This window comes from Streptomyces sp. NPDC021224 (genome assembly GCF_044332905.1).
Taxonomy (GTDB): Bacteria; Actinomycetota; Actinomycetes; order Streptomycetales; family Streptomycetaceae; genus Actinacidiphila.
The window spans coordinates 163,313-181,431 of sequence record NZ_JBIRPW010000008.1 but is presented as its reverse complement, the minus strand read 5'-3'; the positions used below and the strand labels follow the sequence as shown (position 1 = coordinate 181,431).

Annotated in this window: 11 protein-coding genes and 1 riboswitch; of the genes, 5 read left to right on the top strand and 6 right to left on the bottom strand. The window is 74.2% G+C overall.

The genetic code is table 11. The annotated features are described in order from the left end of the window. Positions 1-95: 95 nt before the first annotated feature. Together ACH4PY_RS21715 and ACH4PY_RS21710 are read right to left on the bottom strand one after the other, a co-directional pair. Positions 96-1,136, bottom strand: a complete 1,041-nt coding sequence (locus ACH4PY_RS21715) for an NlpC/P60 family protein (protein ID WP_398185155.1) — start codon at positions 1,134-1,136, stop codon at positions 96-98. 6 nt (positions 1,137-1,142) lie between these two features. Continuing rightward, positions 1,143-1,301, bottom strand: a riboswitch (cyclic di-AMP (ydaO/yuaA leader). A gap of 140 nt (positions 1,302-1,441) precedes the next feature. After that, complete coding sequence (locus ACH4PY_RS21710) at positions 1,442-2,572, bottom strand: NlpC/P60 family protein (RefSeq protein ID WP_398185152.1); 1,131 nt, start codon at positions 2,570-2,572, stop codon at positions 1,442-1,444. Between the two features lie 199 nt (positions 2,573-2,771). Between ACH4PY_RS21710 and pcrA the strand changes: the two genes are divergently transcribed. Continuing rightward, complete coding sequence (gene pcrA, locus ACH4PY_RS21705; protein WP_398185149.1) at positions 2,772-5,225, top strand: DNA helicase PcrA; 2,454 nt, start codon at positions 2,772-2,774, stop codon at positions 5,223-5,225. A 46-nt stretch (positions 5,226-5,271) separates the two neighbouring features. Here the strand turns inward: pcrA and ACH4PY_RS21700 are convergent, their stop codons facing one another. Further along, positions 5,272-6,720, bottom strand: coding sequence for a M23 family metallopeptidase (locus ACH4PY_RS21700; protein WP_398185146.1), 1,449 nt, complete (start codon positions 6,718-6,720; stop codon positions 5,272-5,274). Between the two features lie 139 nt (positions 6,721-6,859). Next, on the bottom strand, positions 6,860-7,822 hold the full coding sequence (locus tag ACH4PY_RS21695; RefSeq protein WP_398185143.1) for an esterase/lipase family protein: 963 nt from the start codon (positions 7,820-7,822) through the stop codon (positions 6,860-6,862). A 402-nt stretch (positions 7,823-8,224) separates the two neighbouring features. Between ACH4PY_RS21695 and ACH4PY_RS21690 the strand changes: the two genes are divergently transcribed. Further along, complete coding sequence (locus ACH4PY_RS21690) at positions 8,225-8,635, top strand: cobalamin B12-binding domain-containing protein (protein ID WP_398185139.1); 411 nt, start codon at positions 8,225-8,227, stop codon at positions 8,633-8,635. A 236-nt stretch (positions 8,636-8,871) separates the two neighbouring features. Further along, entirely contained in the window at positions 8,872-10,353 is a 1,482-nt protein-coding gene (locus ACH4PY_RS21685; protein WP_398185136.1) for an FAD-dependent monooxygenase, read from the top strand. A gap of 371 nt (positions 10,354-10,724) precedes the next feature. Here ACH4PY_RS21685 and ACH4PY_RS21680 read toward each other — a convergent pair whose 3' ends face one another. Further along, positions 10,725-12,323 carry a DUF5691 domain-containing protein gene (locus ACH4PY_RS21680; RefSeq protein ID WP_398185133.1) on the bottom strand — a complete coding sequence of 533 codons (1,599 nt, stop codon included), beginning with the start codon at positions 12,321-12,323 and terminating at the stop codon, positions 10,725-10,727. A gap of 71 nt (positions 12,324-12,394) precedes the next feature. Then, entirely contained in the window at positions 12,395-13,741 is a 1,347-nt protein-coding gene (locus tag ACH4PY_RS21675) for an SWIM zinc finger family protein (RefSeq protein WP_398185131.1), read from the bottom strand. A 138-nt stretch (positions 13,742-13,879) separates the two neighbouring features. Here ACH4PY_RS21675 and ACH4PY_RS21670 point away from each other — a divergent pair, with 138 nt between their 5' ends. Further along, positions 13,880-14,992: an AAA family ATPase gene (locus ACH4PY_RS21670; RefSeq protein ID WP_398185129.1), complete on the top strand. Its 1,113-nt coding sequence runs from the start codon at positions 13,880-13,882 to the stop codon at positions 14,990-14,992. 203 nt (positions 14,993-15,195) lie between these two features. Next, positions 15,196-17,853 carry a DUF5682 family protein gene (locus ACH4PY_RS21665; RefSeq protein WP_398185126.1) on the top strand — a complete coding sequence of 886 codons (2,658 nt, stop codon included), beginning with the start codon at positions 15,196-15,198 and terminating at the stop codon, positions 17,851-17,853. Positions 17,854-18,119 lie beyond the last annotated feature (266 nt).

Sequence of the window (18,119 nt, the reverse complement as noted above, 5' to 3'; positions counted from 1 at the left end):
CCGGATCCCCCGGAACCGGTTCCGTACGACCGACGTACGGTACGGGGCAGGGGGCGCGGTCAGGCTGCGGAGGCGGGCGGCGCGGTGCCGGGGGGTCAGGCGACCCGGCGCGCGGTCGAGAAGGGCATCCAGCTCATCGGGGCGACCTCGACGACCGCGCCGGTGTGCGGGGCGTGCACGATCTGGCCGTTGCCGAGGTAGATGCCGACATGCGAGTTGCCGGAGTAGAAGAAGACCAGGTCGCCCGGCTGGAGGTCGGCCTTGGAGACGGGCACCCCGTAGTGGATCTGGTCCTGCGTGGTGCGCCCGATCGTCACGCCCGCCGCGCGGAAGGCGGCCTGGGTGAGCCCGGAGCAGTCGTACGAGCCGGGGCCGGTCGCGCCGCGCACGTACGGCTTGCCGCGCTGCGCGAGCGCGAACTGGATGGCGGCGGCGGCCCGGCCGCTCGCGGGGCCGGAGTAGGTGTAGTCCGTCTTGGACGACGAGCCCTTGTGGATGTTGGCGACCTGGGTGCGCTGCTGGGCGGTGAGGCTGTTGAGCAGCTTCTGCGCCGCGGCGAGCTTGTCCTCCATGGTCTTCTTCTGCGTCGCGAGCTGCTGCTGCGCGGTGGTGAGCTGCGCGAGGCTCGCGGTGGCCTGCGACCGCTGGATGGAGGCCTGCTCCTGCTGCGTCCGGAAGTTCTTCAGCGCCGCGGTCTGGCTCGCCGACAGCTGGCTGAGCGTGTGCGACTGGTCCAGGAAGCCCGCCGGGTCGCTGGACAGGAGCAGCTGGACGGTCGGGTCGATGCCGCCGTCGCGGTACTGCGCGCTCGCGAACTGGCCCAGCAGCCGCCGGGTGGCGTTCATCTGCTCGGTCTTCTCGGCGACCTCGGCCAGTAGCGTGTTGGTCTTGGTGCGCTGCGCCTTGGTGTTCTCCACCGCCTGGTTGTAGGCCTCCGTCGCCACCTCGGCCTGCTCGTTGAGGGTGTCGATCTGCTTCTTGACCTCGGCGATCGACGGCTTCGGCTTGGCGGGCGCGGCGCTGGCGCTCTCGCTGAGCAGGGTGACCGAGGCAAGGGCCGCGGCGGTGACCCCGACCGCCGCGCGGGGGGCGGTGAGGGCCAGCAGGCTCTGACGCGGCTTGCGGTGCGACGCCACGAAGGCGACTCCTTCCGTGAACCGCCGACCGGGTTAGCTGACGGGTTCGGGCCGGGAAGGCTGGCCCTACGGTGCGGTGCCGTGCGGCACCGTGTCCGATTCACCCCAAGTGTGCTTGGTGGGTCCCCGGTTCCGGCCTGGGGCCGGATTGAGCGGAGGCGATGCGCTGCCGGTGCCGTCACCGGCGGAGAACGCATCACCTAGCGGGTTACGGTAGTCAAACTCCCCCGAGTCTGGGAAGTTTGGATCGGAACGTGACCGAAATCGCTTTGTGATCTTACGGTTGGTGACCGCTCGCTCCCGTGTCAGTAGGGGCGGACCACCCCGTAGATGGGCATTTCGGTGATCGGCGCGATTTTCACGACCGTGCCCGTGTGCGGCGCGTGGATCATGTTGCCGCCGCCGATGTAGATGCCGACGTGGCTGTGGTCGCTGTAGAAGAAGACCAGGTCGCCGGGCTCCATGTCGGACTGCGACACCCGGGTGCCGACGGTGACCTGCTCACCGGTGGTGCGCGGCAGCGTCACCCCCGCCGCCTTGTACGCCGCCTGCGTCAGGCCCGAGCAGTCCCACGAACTGGGCCCGGTCGCGCCCCACACGTACGGCTCGCCGATCTGGTCGCGCGCGAAGGCGATGGCCTTGTCGGCGATCGAGGAGTTCGCGGCGGAGGACGTGGTGGTCGTGGAACCGGCCTGCTGGGCCTGCTTGGCCGCGGCCGCCTTCTTCGCCTCCTCCGCCTTCGCGATGGCGGCGGCCTTCTTCGCGGCCTCCTCCGCCTGCTTCTTCTCCAGTTCCGCCAGCCGCGCCTTCTCCTGCGCGGTCAGGCTGTTGAGGAGCTTCTGCGCCGCGCCCAGCTTCTTCGCCACGTCCGCCTTGGCGGCCTTGAGCTGCGCCTGCTTCGCGGTGAGCGTCTGGAGCGCCTGCGCGGCCTGGATGCGCTTCTGTGTCGCGTCGGCCTGCTGCACCCGGAAGTTCTCGACGGCGGCCTTCTGCCGCTTGCCGAACAGGTCGGTCAGATGCCGCTGGTCGAGCAGATCCTGCGGGCTGGCCGCCAGCAGGTAGGTGGCGGTCGAGTCGTCGCCGCCGCTGCGGTACTGGGCGGAGGCGTAGATGCCCAGCTGGCGGCGGGACTCGTTCAGCGTCTGCGTCTTCTGGGCGGCCTGCGCCAGCAGCGTGTTGACCTTCGTGTTCTGCTGGCTGGTGGCTTCCTTGATGCCGTTGTAGCTCTCGGTGGCCACCTCCGCGTCGTGCTGGAGGGTGTCCACCTTCGCCTTGACCTCGGCGATCGACGGCTGCGGGGAAGGAGCCCCGGGAGCGGCGGCCGCCGCCTCCGCGAAGATGGTCATGGTGGCCAGCGCGGCGGTCGTCAGCCCCACGGCCGTGCGCGGCCCCGGGGTGCTGAGTATCGCGGTGCGGGACTTGCGGTGTGTCGCCATGCCCGACGGACTCCTTTCGGACGCTGCCTGGTGCGGCACCGTAACCAAGTGGCGCAGCCAGGGGAAGGCCGGTGTCCGGTTGGCCCCGATACCTTTTCGTAATCAATTCCGATTCTCACGGTGTGTGATTCGCGAGCTACGGGGAAAGGGGGCCGAACCGGACCGCGCTGTCGCTGCCACCGCCTAGACTCGGGAGGCGATGAGCAGCCTCTTTGACGACGACTTCCTCGCCGGCCTCCAGTCCGGTCTGCACGTGGCCCCCGAGCCCGCCGACCCGGACGCCCCGCCGCCCCCGGAGGACCACGAGTTCGGCGGCGGCGCCCCGGGCGGTGAGCGCGACGCGTACTACCGCAACGGCGCCCCGCGCCCCGCGACCGATCCCGCGCAGCTCCTGGAGGGGCTCAACGAGCAGCAGCGCGCCGCCGTCGAGCACTCCGGCGGGCCGCTGCTCATCGTCGCCGGCGCCGGCTCCGGCAAGACCCGGGTGCTCACCCACCGCATCGCCCACCTGCTCGCCGCCCGGGACGTCCACCCCGGCTCCGTCCTCGCGATCACCTTCACCAACAAGGCCGCGGGCGAGATGAAGGAGCGCGTCGAGGAGCTGGTGGGCCCGCGCGCCAAGGCGATGTGGGTGTCGACCTTCCACAGCGCGTGCGTGCGGATCCTGCGCCGCGAGTCCAAGGTGCTCGGCTTCACGTCGTCCTTCTCCATCTACGACGCCGCCGACTCCAAGCGGCTGATGGCCCTGGTCTGCCGCGACCTGGACCTCGATCCGAAGCAGTTCCCGCCGAAGTCCTTCAGCGCGAAGATCTCGGGCCTCAAGAACGAGCTGGTCGACGAGGAGACCTTCGCCGGGCAGGCGGAGAACAGCTTCGAGAAGAAGCTCGCCGAGGCGTACGCGCTCTACCAGGCGCGGCTGCGCGAGGCCAACGCGCTCGACTTCGACGACATCATCATGACCACGGTCAACCTGCTCCAGGCCTTCCCGGACGTCGCCGAGCACTACCGGCGGCGCTTCCGGCACGTCCTCGTCGACGAGTACCAGGACACCAACCACGCGCAGTACACCCTGGTCCGCGAGCTGGTCGGGACCGGCGAGGAGGCGGGGGAGCTGTGCGTCGTCGGTGACGCGGACCAGTCGATCTACGCCTTCCGCGGCGCCACCATCCGCAACATCCTCCAGTTCGAGGAGGACTACCCGCAGGCCCGCACGATCCTGCTGGAGCAGAACTACCGCTCCACCCAGACGATCCTGTCCGCCGCCAACGCCGTCATCGAGCGCAACGCCGGCCGCCGCGCAAAGAACCTGTGGACGCAGGCCGGCGACGGCCCCGTCATCACCGGCTACACCGCTGACCAGGAGCACGACGAGGCCCAGTTCGTCGCCGACGAGATAGACCGCCTCACCGACGCCGGTGACGCCCGCCCCGGCGACGTCGCCGTCTTCTACCGCACCAACGCGCAGTCCCGGGTCTTCGAAGAGGTCTTCATCCGCGTCGGCCTGCCCTACAAGGTCGTCGGCGGCGTGCGCTTCTACGAGCGGCGCGAGGTCCGGGACGTCCTCGCGTACCTACGCGTCCTCGCCAACCCCGAGGACGGCGTCCCGCTGCGGCGGATCCTCAACGTGCCCAAGCGCGGCATCGGCGAGCGCGCCGAGGCGATGATCGAGGCGCTCGCGGCCCGCGAGAAGATCTCCTTCGCCGCCGCGCTGCGCCGGGTCGACGAGGCGTACGGCATGGCCGCGCGCTCCGCCAACGCCGTCAAGCGCTTCACCACGCTGATGGACGAGCTGCGCACCGTCGCCGAGTCCGGGGCGGGCCCCGCCGTCGTCCTGGAGGCCGTGCTGGAGCGCACGGGCTACCTGGCCGAGCTCCAGGCCTCCACCGACCCGCAGGACGAGACCCGGGTGGAGAACCTCCAGGAGCTGGCCGCGGTGGCGCTGGAGTTCGAGCAGGAGCGCGGCGAGGAGCAGCCCGGCTCGCTGGCGGAGTTCCTGGAGCGCGTCGCCCTCGTCGCCGACTCCGACCAGATCCCGGACGACGACGAGTCCGGCGGCGTCATCACCCTCATGACCCTGCACACCGCCAAGGGTCTGGAATTCCCGGTCGTCTTCCTCACCGGCATGGAGGACGGCGTCTTCCCGCACATGCGGGCGCTGGGCCAGGTCAAGGAGCTGGAGGAGGAGCGGCGGCTCGCGTACGTCGGCATCACGCGCGCCCGTGAGCGGCTCTACCTGACCCGGTCGATGATGCGCAGTGCCTGGGGCCAGCCCGCGTACAACCCGCCCTCGCGCTTCCTGGAGGAGATCCCGGACACCCTCGTCCAGTGGCGGCGCACCGGCTCCGACGCGAAGGGCCCCGGCGGCGGGGGCGGCACCCCGGCATCCAAGGCGGCCGCGTCCCTGTCCTCCACCCTCGGCGCGGGTACGGGCGCGGGGCGGCGCGGCGCGGGCGGCTTCGCGACACGGCGCGGGGCGGGCGACCGCCCGGTCATCTCGCTCTCGGTCGGTGACCGCGTCACGCACGACAAGTTCGGGCTCGGCACGGTCATCGAGGTGACCGGCCAGCCGGGCGACGAGAAGGCGACGATCGACTTCGGCGACGAGCGGCCCAAGAAGCTGCTGCTGCGGTTCGCGCCGGTGGAGAAGCTGTAGGCGTAGGGCGCCGCGGGCCCGGGGCAGCCGCCTCGGGCCCGGCGGGTCAGCGCGGGTCGAGGCCGTGCTTGAGGAGCCAGGCCAGCGGGTCGATGGGGGAGCCGCCGTTCGGGCGGACCTCCAGGTGCAGATGCGGGCCCGTGGTGTTGCCGGTGTTGCCGGAGTAGGCGATCACCGTGCCCGCCTTCACCTTGCCGCTGCGGATCTTCGTGCTGCTCAGATGGCAGTACCAGGTCTCGGTGCCGTCCGGCGCGGTGACGATGGCCATGTTGCCGTAGGAGCTGTTCCACTGCGTACGGACCGTGCCGTCGGTCACCGCCATCACCGGGGTGCCGACCATGACGGGGAAGTCGATGCCGGTGTGCACCGACATCCAGTTCACGCCCGCCTGCCCGAAGTACGCGCTGAGCCCGTGCTGCTTGACCGGCAGCACGAACTTCGGCCGCAGCGCCTCCTTGCGGGCCGCCTCGGCGTCCGCCGCCTTCTTCGCCGCGGCCTGCCGGTCCTTGAGGTCGATGCGCTCCTGGGTGCGGCTGGCGCGGTCGGCGAAGTCGTTGGCGTCCGCGCTCACCCCGGCGAGCTGCCGGTCGAGCTGCGTGGTGGGCGCCTTGCCGCTGCTCGCGTCGGCCTTCGCCGAGCCGCTGTCCTGGGCCACGCCCACGCCGGTCACGGCCGCGGCGCCGACCGCCGCCACGCCCATGACGGCGACCGACGGCACCGCGACGGTGAGCAGCGCGGAGCGCCGCGCGGGCTTGCGGCGGCGGCTGCGGGCGGCGGGCATCTCGGGGTCGGGGCCGTCGGCGGCGAAGTCGTGCCGCTCGTCGGTGCGGGAGGCGGCGGCGGTGTCGAGATCCAGGCCGAGGTCGAGATCGAGGCCGAGGTCCGCTGCGGGGTCGGGCTCGGGCGCGTCCTGAGGCTGATGCTGCGGCTGCTGCTGGGCTTCGTGCGCGGGGGGCTCGCCGTAGCCGTAGTGCTGCGGGGCGTACGGGTCGTAGCCGCTTCCCGCGTACGGGTCGTGGGCCTGCTGCTGGGGCGGGAACTGCTCGAAGATCCCGGTGTCGCCGCTCGCGTCGTAGCCGTAGCCGTACGCGGGGTAGCCGCCGGAGTCCCACTCCTGCGACGGGTAGCCGGGCTGGGCCTGCTGCTGGGGCTGGGCCTGGGCCTGCGGCTGGGACTCGTACGACGCGAACTGGCCGGCGTCGAAGGTGCCCGTGTCGTAGTACGTCGTCCCGGAGGGGTACGCGTACGGGTCGTAGCTCTGCTGCTGGGCGGCCGGGTCGTAGCCGTACCCGTAGCCCGTGCCGTAGCTCACGTCCTGGGCCGGTGACGGGTCGTAGCCGTAGCCAGCGGGCTGCTGTGGGACGTAGCCGTACGTGCCGGTCGCGGTGTCCTCCGCGAAGGCGGTGCCGACAGCCTGGTAGGCACCCGTGGAATAGGCGTCGTACGCGTAGGCGTCGTAGTCGGGGGTGTGACCCGACAGGTGACGTTCGTTCACCGCCAGCTTCTCTTTCGCCTCGGCAGCAGGAGAATTAGCGGTGACTGTAGCTGCCGGTAGGGGACGGGGACAATCTCTGCCCGGAACGTGACGTCCGCCTTGCCCGGTGTTCGGTCGATATTCGACCGTTATGTGTCCGTTATGCGGCGTCGATCGCCGGGCGCAGCGGACCGGCGCCCAGCAGCGCCCTGCGGATCTCCGCCACCACCGTGCCGTGCACCGGCAGGGCCAGATGGCCCACGCCGCTGACCTTGACATTTTCCGCCGGCAGATCCGGATGGACCAGTTGGGCCGCCTCCGCGGGGATCATCAGCTGGTCCAGATCGCTCCAGAAAGCCACGAACCGCGTCCGGCACCCGGGTGACGGCGCGGCCAGCTCCCGCAGCACCTCCGAGCCCGGCCGCATCTGCCGGACGATCGGGTGCGGCGCGAGCACCGGCACCGCGCGGGTGCCGGTGTGCGGGGTCCCCAGGGTGACCAGCGTGCGGACCCGGTGGTCACCGCCGAGCCGCTGGACGTAGTAGCGGGCGATCAGGCCGCCGAGGCTGTGCCCCACGACGTCCACCCGGCGGCGGTGGCTCTGCGCGCACACCTCCTCCACATGGCGGCCCAGCATCTCGGCCGCGGTGCGGATGTCGCCGATGAGCGGCGAGTAGTTCAGCGCCTGGACCTGCGGCCAGCCGTTCTCGTGCAGCGAGCGGCGCAGGACGGAGAACGCGGAGCGGTTGTCGACGAAGCCGTGCAGGAGGAGGACGGGCGGGCGCCCGCGGGCCGCCGCCCCGCCGGATCGCCGCCCGTGCGTGCCCGCGGGATCGCCCTCCCGGACGGGCGGGGGGCCGTGCCGGTGGCCCTGGCCGCCTCCGCGTTCGCGCTCGCGGCCGTTTTCGGTCTCGGTCTCGTGCTCGTGCTCGTGCTCGGGGAGGATGCCGGTGGGGTAGAGCACCAGGTGGCGGGCCAGCACCGCGAGGTCGGCCGCGGTGGCCCTGGCCAGGCCCACGCTGTGCCACAGGCGGCTCACCGACGGGCCGGGGGAATCGGGGCTGCCGGGCGTGTCGGGGCTGTTCGGGCGGTCAGAGCGGTCCGTGCCGTCGGGGCCGGCCATGGCCCACCTCCCGTCGCGGCCCGAATCCGCACCGACCCGGGCGCGCACCGGAGAAACCGCCGCTCGGGCGGGGCGTCCGCGGTGTGCCCGCGGGCGCTGCCGCGGATGCCGCACCGCCGCGCTCTGCGGCTGTGAGCGCGGCAATGCGGCGTCCTGACAGCGGCTCCTCAGAACCAGACGAGTCGGCGTACCGCTCGGGCGTGTCCCGTGCCCGGGGGCGGCCCCACCGGCCCGACCTTGCGGGGAATGTGTCCCACTGTGTGATTTCCCCCTCGGTGCCGTCCGTAAAACTGACGCCCGGCGGAGGGTGGAGATAACGTTCGTTCACACGGTTCGCGCACAGTGCGGTCCACGGGCGGCCGGAAGGGTCGGCACGGGGGCCGCGTACGCATGGAGGCAGAGATGGGTGTGTCCGGTCCGATCCGCGTGGTGGTCGCCAAGCCGGGGCTCGACGGCCATGACCGCGGGGCCAAGGTCATCGCCCGCGCCCTCCGGGACGCCGGTATGGAGGTCATCTACACGGGCCTGCACCAGACACCCGAGCAGGTCGTCGACACCGCCATCCAGGAGGACGCCGACGCGATCGGCCTGTCCATCCTCTCCGGCGCCCACATGACGCTCTTCGCGAAGGTCGTGGAACTCCTCAAGGAGCGCGACGCCGCCGACATCACCGTCTTCGGCGGCGGCATCATCCCCGAGGCCGACATCGCCCCGCTCAAGGCGCTCGGCGTCGCCGCGATCTTCACCCCCGGAACGCCCACCGGTGACGTCGTCCAGTGGGTCACCGCGAACGTCGCGACGACCGCGGCGTAGGCGCCGCGCGGCGGGGTGGCCGTCGCTCGCGCCGGCGGGCGAGCGGCCGTCTCGGCAAAAAAAGAACGGCAAGGACGTCACGCTCTCCTTGCCACTCTTAACTTATAGCGCACAGGGGGGCTTGCGGCAAGGCCCGTTCGATACCGCACAATGACCGGCCCGAGGTGCTCTGGGCTGCGGAAACGCGCATTCCCGGTCGGCGCCGCGGTCGGAAACACACCCTCTTCGAACGGGCCATGGTGATGACTGACGTGACGGACTCCCCCCGTACCGCCCACCCCACCGCCGACGTGATCGTGATCGGTGCCGGGCCCACCGGCCTCATGCTCGCCGGTGAACTGCGGCTGCACGGCGTGGACGTGCTCGTCCTGGAGAAGACGCCCCAACCGGTCGACCAGCCCCGCGGGCAGGGCCTGCACACCCGCAGCGTCGAGATCATGGACCAGCGCGGCCTGCTCGACCGCTTCCTCGCCATCAGCGAGAAATTCCAGGTCGGCGGCTTCTTCGGCGGCATCCACAAGGACTGGCCCGCGACCCTCGACACCGCACACCCCTACGGCCTCGCCGTCTCGCAGCCCGCCACCGAGCGGCTGCTGCGCGAGCACGCGGAGCGGCTCGGCGCCCGGATCCGCTTCGGCAGCGAGGTCGCCGCCGTCGACCAGGACGCGGACGGCGTCACCGTCGGGCTCGCGGACGGCACCCGGCTGCGGTCGCGGTACGCCGTCGGTTGCGACGGCGGGCGCAGCGCCGTCCGCAAGGCCGTCGGCATCGGCTTCCCCGGCGAGCCCGCCACCGTCGAGACACTGCTCGGCCACATGACGCTCACGGAGGAGCCGGAGACGATCGCCGCGGTCGTGGCCGAGGTGCGCAAGACCCAACTGCGCTTCGGGGCGCACCCCCTCGGGGACGGCATCTACCGCATCATCGTGCCCGCCGAGGCCGTCTCGGAAGACCGGGCCGCTCCCACCCTCGACGAATTCCGCACCCGGCTGCGCGCCTACGCCGGAACGGACTTCGGGGCACACACCCCGACCTTCCTCTCCCGCTTCACCGACGCCACCCGACAGGCCGAGCACTACCGGGTCGGCCGCGTGTTCCTTGCGGGCGACGCCGCGCACATCCACCCGCCGACCGGCGGACAGGGCCTCAACATCGGCGTCCAGGACGCGTTCAACCTCGGCTGGAAACTCGCCGCGCAGCTCGCGGGCCGGGCCCCCGAGGAATTGCTCGACACGTACGAGGCCGAACGGCACCCGGTGGGCGCGGCCGTCCTCGACAACACCCGCGCCCAGATCATGCTCCTCGGCACCGAACCGGGCGCGGTCGCCCTGCGGGCGCTGCTGTCACGGCTCATGGACTTCGAGGACGTCAACGCGTACATGACGGGCGTCGCCACGGGGGTGGGGGTACGGTACGACCTCGGCGGCGAGGACGACGGATCCGGCCTGCTCGGCCGGAGGCTGCGGGACATCCCGCTCCCCGGGGGCGCCCGCCTGTACGAGCGGATGCGGTCGGGACGCGGAATCCTGCTCGACTCCACGGACGCGCTGGACGCCACGGGCTGGTCCGACCGCGTCGACGTTCTCCCGGCGGGGGCCGCGGACCTTCCCGCACCGGCGGTGCTTTTGCGTCCCGACGGGCATGTGGCGTGGGCGGGGGCCACTCCGTCGGGGCTGGCAGGGGCGCTGGGGCGGTGGTTCGGTGCGGGTTTGGGGTGAGGCGGGGGCGCTTCGGGGTGGGTGGTTCGGTTTGTCGTGCGACCTTCTGCCGGTGGGTGGTTGCTCGCGCCGTTCTCCCCCAGAGCTTCGCCTGGGAGGTGCCCCCACGCGCCCCTTACGCGGCGCCGCCGCCGGTGGGGCGGGGGCCGCCACGGGGCACCTCCTCGGAATGCGCGTTCGCCCTCTTACCTGGTTGGTGAGGCACTCCCAGCGCATTCCTGCGGGGGCACCCCGCACCGTCCCCCTCCGGCCGGACTAGCGGCTGCCTGCCGGTGGGGGGTCTCGTTCTTGAGGGGCTGCGTGGGGCCCCAGGCGCGAACGCCACCGCAAGTGGCAGCTTCTGGCGAAGGACGGGTGTGGCCCCGGCGGGGTCAGGAGTTGGGCGGGCGGAGTTCGGTGAGCATGGTGGCCCGGAGGCGGAGGGTGCCGGCGAGGCGTTGGAAGGCCTCGGACCAGTACGCGGAGGCGCCGGGCGCGCTGTTGGCCGTGTCCTCGCCGGCTGCGGCGAGGAGGGCGACCTGCTCGGCCCCCGCAGGGTCGAGGCAGCGTTCGGCGAGTCCCATGACGCCGCTGAAGCTCCAGGGGTAGCTGCCCGCGTCCCGCGCGATGTCGAGCGCGTCGACGACCGCCCGTCCGAGGGGCGGCGCCCAGGGAACGGCGCAGACCCCGAGCATCTGGAAGGCCTCGGAGAGGCCGTGTGCGGCGACGAATGCCGCGACCCAGTCGGCGCGTTCGCCCGCGGGGAGGATGGAGAGGAGTTTGGCGGGGTCGCCGATGGCGACGACGGGTGCGGTGGGTGCGGGCGGGGGGCCGAGGAGGGCGCGGGCCCAGGGCGCGTCGCGTTGGCGGACGGCGGCCCGGCACCATGCGGCGTGCAGGTCGGGCTGCCAGTCGTCCAGGACGGGGAGGGCGATGATCTGCTCGGGGGTGCGGCCGCCGAAGCGTGCGGGCCACATGGCGAGGGGTGCGGCGTCCACGAGTTGGCCGAGCCACCAGGCACGTTCGCCGCGGCCGTTCGGGGGGCGGGGGGCGACTCCGTCGCGTTCCATGGCGGCGTCGCATTCGTAGGGGGCTTCCACGACGATGCCGTCGGGGCCGAGGGAGACGCAGGTGCGGGCGCGTACGGCCATGCGTGCGGCGAGCGCGGATCCGGGGAGGGCGGAGAGCAGTTCGGCCGCGGTCGCCCGGACGTTGCGGCTGCGGTCGGAGAGGGCCTGTTCGAGGAAGGTCTCGTCCGCGGCGGACAGGCCCGTGCGCAGGGAGTCGAGGAACATGAGCCGGTCCTCGGCGCGTTCGCTCTTCCAGGTCGCGGCGAGCAGGGCGAGCCCGGTGTCGGGGGTGCTCATCCGCAGACGGGTGAGCAGGGCGACGCGTTCGGCGAAGAGCCCTTCCTCCCAGAGCCGGGCGGCTTCCTCCTGGTCCTGGTCAGGCGTGGCGCCGGGGGTGCCGGGTTCGGGGACCGCTGCCGCGCCGGCCCGCAGGGCGTAGGCCCAGTCGGGGTTGAGCCGGGCGAGCCACCGTCCGCGCCGACCGGCGAAGGCGAGGGCGTCGGCGCGCAGGTCGGTACGGGCACGGGCCACGTCCAGCAGCGCGGGGAGCAGTTCGGGGGGTACGGCGTAGCCCTCGTGGCGGGCGGCCGCGAGCCATTGGGGGAGCAGCTCGGCCAGGTTCGGGGCGGCGCCGCGCCGGTTGCCGCCGCCGGAGCCGGAGCCGGAGCGGTCGGCGAGGAGGGCGGCGAGCCGTCGGCGGGCGGCGGGCGGCAGTTCGGGCCGCCGGTCGGGGGCGGCGGGTCTCGGCCGTGGTCCGGCGGTGCCGGGCAGCAGCCCGGCGCGTCGCCGGACGACGCCGGTCGCCGCGGCGTCCAGCAGGCTCGACGCGGCGTCGGCGGCGTCGCCTATGACTCCGGCCGGGCGGCGCCGCTCGGTGCCGAGCAGTGCGATGCCGACGAGGTCGTCCCACCTCATGTCCATGAGGCCTCCCTCCGTGAGCCGGCCGCGGGCCTGGCTCCTCGCCTTGCGTGGTCGTCTGACGGGCCGTCCTCTTACACGGGCAGCGGGACGGGTGATTCCGGTGGCCAGGCGGCCAGCGGGTGGAGGCCGGCCGGGGTGGCCTCGGCGAAGAGGGTGACGGGGTGGCCGCCGGATATGGCGGCCAGCCGCCACAGCGGGGTGGGGCTCGTGAGCGGGGCGGCGGCGTCGGACGCCGCGTCGGCGACCTGCCAGTGGTCCTGGCCGGGAAGCGGCACGACGTCGGCGAGGACGACGGGGAAGGCGTCCAGCCAGGGGTCGTCCGCGAGCGCGGTGCCGTACGCGTCGAGGGCGGCGGCCACCGAGGTGCCCGGCGGGGTGCCGTCGGGGGCGGTCGTCGCGAACACCTCGCCGAGCACCGCGCGCAGCGGGACCGCGGCCGGGTGGTAGGCCAGCTCCGCGTCGAGGACCGAGCCGACGGGCAGCGTCAGTTCGGGGGCGCGGCCCGCGGCGCCGAAGGAGAGGAGCAGGGCGAAGCGGCCCGACGCGGCGTCATGGAGCCAGACCCGGCGGGTGGTCAGCCGTTCGTCCGGCGTGTCGTACTGCGCGAGGACCAGCCACTGCCCGCGGATCCGCGGCCCCGCGAGGACCTCTGCGGAATCGACGGTGAAGCCGACGCGCGTCCGTACCGTCTCGGCCAGCGGCCCGGGGAGGCGCTCGCGGCCGAGATACCCGCGGGCCAGCAGGTGCAGCAGGCCCGTCTCCTCCAGCATGCGCGACGGCCAGTCCCCGCCCGCCGCGGCGGCCGCACCCAGCGTGCGGACCCGGGAGGCGAGCCCGGGGGCCTGCGCGTCGACCATGCGGGCCGCCATCTCGTCCCACTGCTGGTAGCCCGTGCGCTCCGCGCCCGCGAGGCCGCCGCGCAGCAGGTCGGTGAGCCGCTGCTCCAGCTCGGCGGCGCCGCCCTCGACCCGCACCGCCCGCCGCTCGGCCCGCTTGCGGGCGGCGTCGGCCGCGGACGGGCCCGGCGCGGGCTCCTCCTCCGCCGAGGCGGTGGAGGCGGTCGCCTCCGCCTTCTTACGGCGGGCCGTCAGCCACTGCTCGGCCCATTCCGGCGCGACCGCCCCCGCGGCGACCGCCCCTTCGTCACCGGCCCACAGTAAAAGCAGCCCCAGCGCGTGCTTGCACGGGAACTTCCGGCTCGGGCACGAGCACGCGTACGCGGGCCCGCGCAGATCGACGGCCGTCTGGTACGGACGGCTGCCGCTGCCCGCGCACAGGCCCCACACCGCGTCGTGCGACGCGCCCGTGCCCGACCACGGCGCGCGCGTCGCGAGCCGCGCGCCCGCGGTGCGTGACGCCGTGTCAGGCGCGAGTGCGAGCACCTGGTCGGCCGTCCACCGAGCTTCCGTTTCGTCCATGCCCACCACGCTAGGGGCACCCACTGACAATCGCTGTGACCTGCGCGGATAGCGCGCTGTGACGGATTGTCAGTGGGGGGGTGCACAGTGGGATCAGCACGGACCGAGGGGGTCCGTTCGAACGAGTGGGGGAGAGCCATGACCGCTTCGACGAGCGTCGCGGCCGGCACCGAGGAGGCCCTGCGGCCGCACGCCGAGGAGACCTTCGCGGCCGAACTGGCCGCGCTCGCCGCCGCCGACGACCGCCCGCGCCCGGCCCGCTGGCAGCTCTCGCCCTGGGCGGTGGCCACCTACCTGCTCGGCGGGACACTCCCGGACGGCACGGTCGTGACCCCTAAATACGTCGGCCCGCGCCGCATCGTCGAGGTCGCCGTGACGACGCTCGCCACCGACCGGGCGCTGCTGCTGCTCGGTGTGCCGGGCACGGCGAAGACCTGGGTGTCGGAGCATCTGGCGGCGGCGATCAGCGGCGATTCCACCCTGCTGGTGCAGGGCACGGCCGGCACCCCCGAGGAGGCCATCCGCTACGGATGGAACTACGCCCAGCTGCTCACGCACGGCCCGAGCCGGCAGGCGCTCGTGCACAGCCCCGTGATGCGGGCGATGGCGGAGGGCCGCATCGCGCGCGTGGAGGAGCTGACGCGCATCCCGGCCGATGTGCAGGACACGCTCATCACGATCCTGTCCGAGAAGACGCTGCCGATCCCCGAACTGGGGACGGAGCAGCAGGCCGTCCGCGGCTTCAACCTCGTCGCGACGGCCAACGACCGCGACCGCGGGGTCAACGAGCTGTCGAGCGCGCTGCGCCGCCGCTTCAACACGGTGGTGCTGCCGCTGCCCGCGAGCGCGGAGGACGAGGTGGAGATCGTCGCCCGCCGCGTCGCCCAGATAGGACGCGGCCTCGACCTCCCCGCCGCGCCACGCGGCGCCGACGAGATCCGCCGTGTCGTCACCGTCTTCCGCGAGCTGCGCTCCGGCGTCACGGAGGACGGGCGCACCAAGATCAAGTCCCCGTCGGGCACGCTCTCCACGGCCGAGGCGATCTCCGTCGTGACGAGCGGCCTCGCCCTGGCGGCCCACTTCGGGGACGGCGTGCTGCGCGCCCCCGACGTCGCCGCGGGCATCCTCGGCGCCGTGGTCCGCGACCCGGCGGCGGACCGTCTCGTCTGGCAGGAGTATCTGGAGACGGTCGTGCGCGAGCGCGACGGCTGGAAGGACTTCTACCGCGCCTGCCGTGAGGTGTCGTCATGAGGCCGCCCCGCCGCCCGGCGGCCCTGCGCACCGGTGGGTCGCCGTGGTGCCCGGCGGCCGCTCCCGGCCCACGGCCGGACACGGGGGAAGCCGCGGGCGCGCAGGAGGCCGGGGCGTCCGGGACACGGCGGCGACCGGCGGCCGAAGCGCCGCCCACGGACCGGGCGGTGTCGGGAAGCGGGGTGTTCGGGAGGGGGCGCGGCATGAGCGGTACGACAGGATCCGAGGTACGGCGGGCGGCCGGGCAGCCGGAGGGGACGGCAGCGCCCGGCGTGTCCGGGCCGGACTCCCCGTCCCCCGGGCCGGGCGAGGAAGAGCGCGCGGCTGCGACCGGTGCGCCCGCGCCGCGCGGGAAGGCCCGGGACGTGCTGGCCGCGACCGTGGTGGCGCAGGGCACGGGGGACGCGGTGCTGCTCGGGGTGCGGCACCACGGGCCCGGGTCGGCGCGGGCGGTGCTCGCCGCACTGGAGGCCTACCGCCCGCAGGCGGTGCTGATCGAGGGCCCGCCGGAGGCCGACGCGCTGGTGGGGCTGGCCGCGGATCCCGCGATGCGGCCGCCGGTCGCGCTGCTCTCGCACGTGGTCGACGACCCCGCGCGGGCGGCCTTCTGGCCCTTCGCCGAGTTCTCGCCCGAGTGGGTCGCCCTGCGCTGGGCCGCGGCCGCGGGCGCGGAGGTCCACTTCGTCGACCTCCCCGCCGCCGTCAGCCTGGCCCTGCGCCCCTCCCCGGAAGACCTGGCCCTCGCCGACGCCCCGGACGACGCGGATGAGGAGGCCCCGACCGGTCGCGGGACGCCGCCCGCCGCCGGGCCCGGTCCGGGGGACGCCCCTGCCCCCGGGGCCGCGCCCGAAGCGACCGGGCCCGAGCCGGGGCCCGGCGGGGGTGCGGGGGAGGCGGACGTGCGGATCGATCCGCTGGCGGTGCTCGCGGAGACGGCCGGGTACGACGATCCGGAGCGCTGGTGGGAGGACGCGGTCGAGCACCGCGGCGACGGCACCGGCGGAGGTGCCGACGGGCAGGCCGATCCGCTCGCCCCGTTCGCCGCGCTCGGCGAGGCGATGGCCGCGATCCGCGCGGTGCACGGCGACGGCGGCCACCCCCACGACCCCGTGCGCGAGGCCCACATGCGGCTGCGGCTGCGCGAGGCCCGCCGGGCGCACGCGCGGACGGCCGTGGTGTGCGGGGCCTGGCACGTGCCCGCGCTCGCCGCGCGGACGGCGGTCGCCGCGGACCGGCAGCTGCTCAAGGGCCTGCCGAAGGTCCGGGTGGAGACGACGTGGGTGCCCTGGACGCACCGCAGGCTCGCCCGCGCGAGCGGGTACGGCGCGGGCATCGACTCGCCGGGCTGGTACCGGCACCTGTTCACCTCACCCGACCGGCCGGTCACCCGCTGGATGACGAAGGTCGCCGGGCTGCTCCGGGGCGAGGACATCCCGGTGTCGTCCGCGCACGTCATCGAGGCGGTGCGGCTGGCCGAGACGCTCGCGGCGCTGCGCGGCAGACCGCTCGCCGGGCTCGGCGAGGCGACGGACGCGGTGCGCGCGGTGATGTGCGACGGCTCCGACGTGCCGCTCGCCCTCATCCGCGACCGGCTGGTGGTCGGGGACGCGCTCGGCGAGGTGCCGCCGGACGCGCCCGCGGTGCCGCTCGCCCGGGATCTGGCCCGGCAGCAGCGCACACTGCGCCTCAAGCCGGAGGCGCTGGAGCGCCACCTGGACCTGGATCTGCGCAAGGACACCGACGCCGCCCGCAGCAGGCTGCTGCACCGGCTGGCGCTGCTCGGCGTCGGTTGGGGCGAACCCGCCGGCGGCCGGGGGAGCACCGGCACCTTCCGGGAGGAATGGCGGCTGCGCTGGGAACCCGAACTGGCGGTGCGGGTCGCGGAGGCCGGAATCTGGGGGACGACGGTGGCGTCCGCCGCGGCGGCGAAGGCGGCCGACGCGGCAGCGCACGCCACGACACTCGCCGAGGTCACGGCGCTGGCCGAGACATGCCTGCTCGCCGGTCTCGCGGACGCGCTGCCCGTGGTGATGCGGGTGCTGGCGGATCGCGCGGCGCTCGACACCGATGTGGCGCACCTGGCGGCGGCGCTCCCCGCGCTGGTGCGGGCGGTCCGCTACGGGGACGTGCGGGGGACGGACGCGGCGGCGCTCGGCGAGGTCGCCGCGGGCCTGGCGCTGCGGATCTGCGTCGGACTGCCGCCCGCCTGCGCGGGGCTGGACGCCGACGGGGCGGCGGCCATGCGCGAACATCTCGACGGGGTCCACCGCGCGGTCGCGCTGCTGCCCGACCCCGCACTGCGGGACCGCTGGGCGGCGGCCCTGCGCGGGCTCGCCGAACGCGCCGACCGGCCCGGCGGGGCGCCCGGCGGCATACCCGGACTGTTGCGCGGAGCCGCGGCCCGGCTGCTGCTGGACGACGGGCGGCTGACACCCGAGCAGGCCGCCCGGCTGATGGGGCTGACACTCTCCCCGGGCACCGCCCCCGCGGACGCGGCGGGCTGGATCGAGGGCTTCCTCGCGGGCGGCGGGATGCTGCTCGTGCACGACGAGCGCCTGCTCGCGCTGCTGGACGCATGGATATGCGCGGTGCCGCCCGCGGCCTTCCCCGATGTGCTGCCGCTGCTGCGGCGGACGTTCGCGGAGTTCGAGCCGGGGGTGCGCCGCACGGTCGGCGAGCTGGTGCGCCGCGGCCCGGCGACCGCCCGCCGTCCCGCCCCCGGCTCCGCGGAACCCGGCCTGCCCGGATTCGCCCCGGCCCTCGACCCGTCCCGCGCCGCCGCCGCGGCCCACACCGTCCGTCTGCTGCTCGGCACGACCACGACCACCGACCTGGGAACCCACCCGACCGGGGGAGCCTGACAATGACGAATCCCCACCCCACCGAACCCCCCGTCCCGCCCGTGCCGCCCACCTCCTCGGCGCCCGCCGCTGGCGCGGGCCCCACGCGCAGGCCGGCGGAGCCCCCTGCCGTGCCGCCTGCCCTTGCGGCGTCCGCCACCGGCGCGGCAGCGGCACCTGCCCGGAACAGCCGGACCCCGCTCGCGTCCGCAGGCGAGCCTGCGGCCCCCGCCCCCTCCGGCGGCACCGCGCCCGGCGCGGGAGCCGTCCCGATCCCGCTCCCGCCC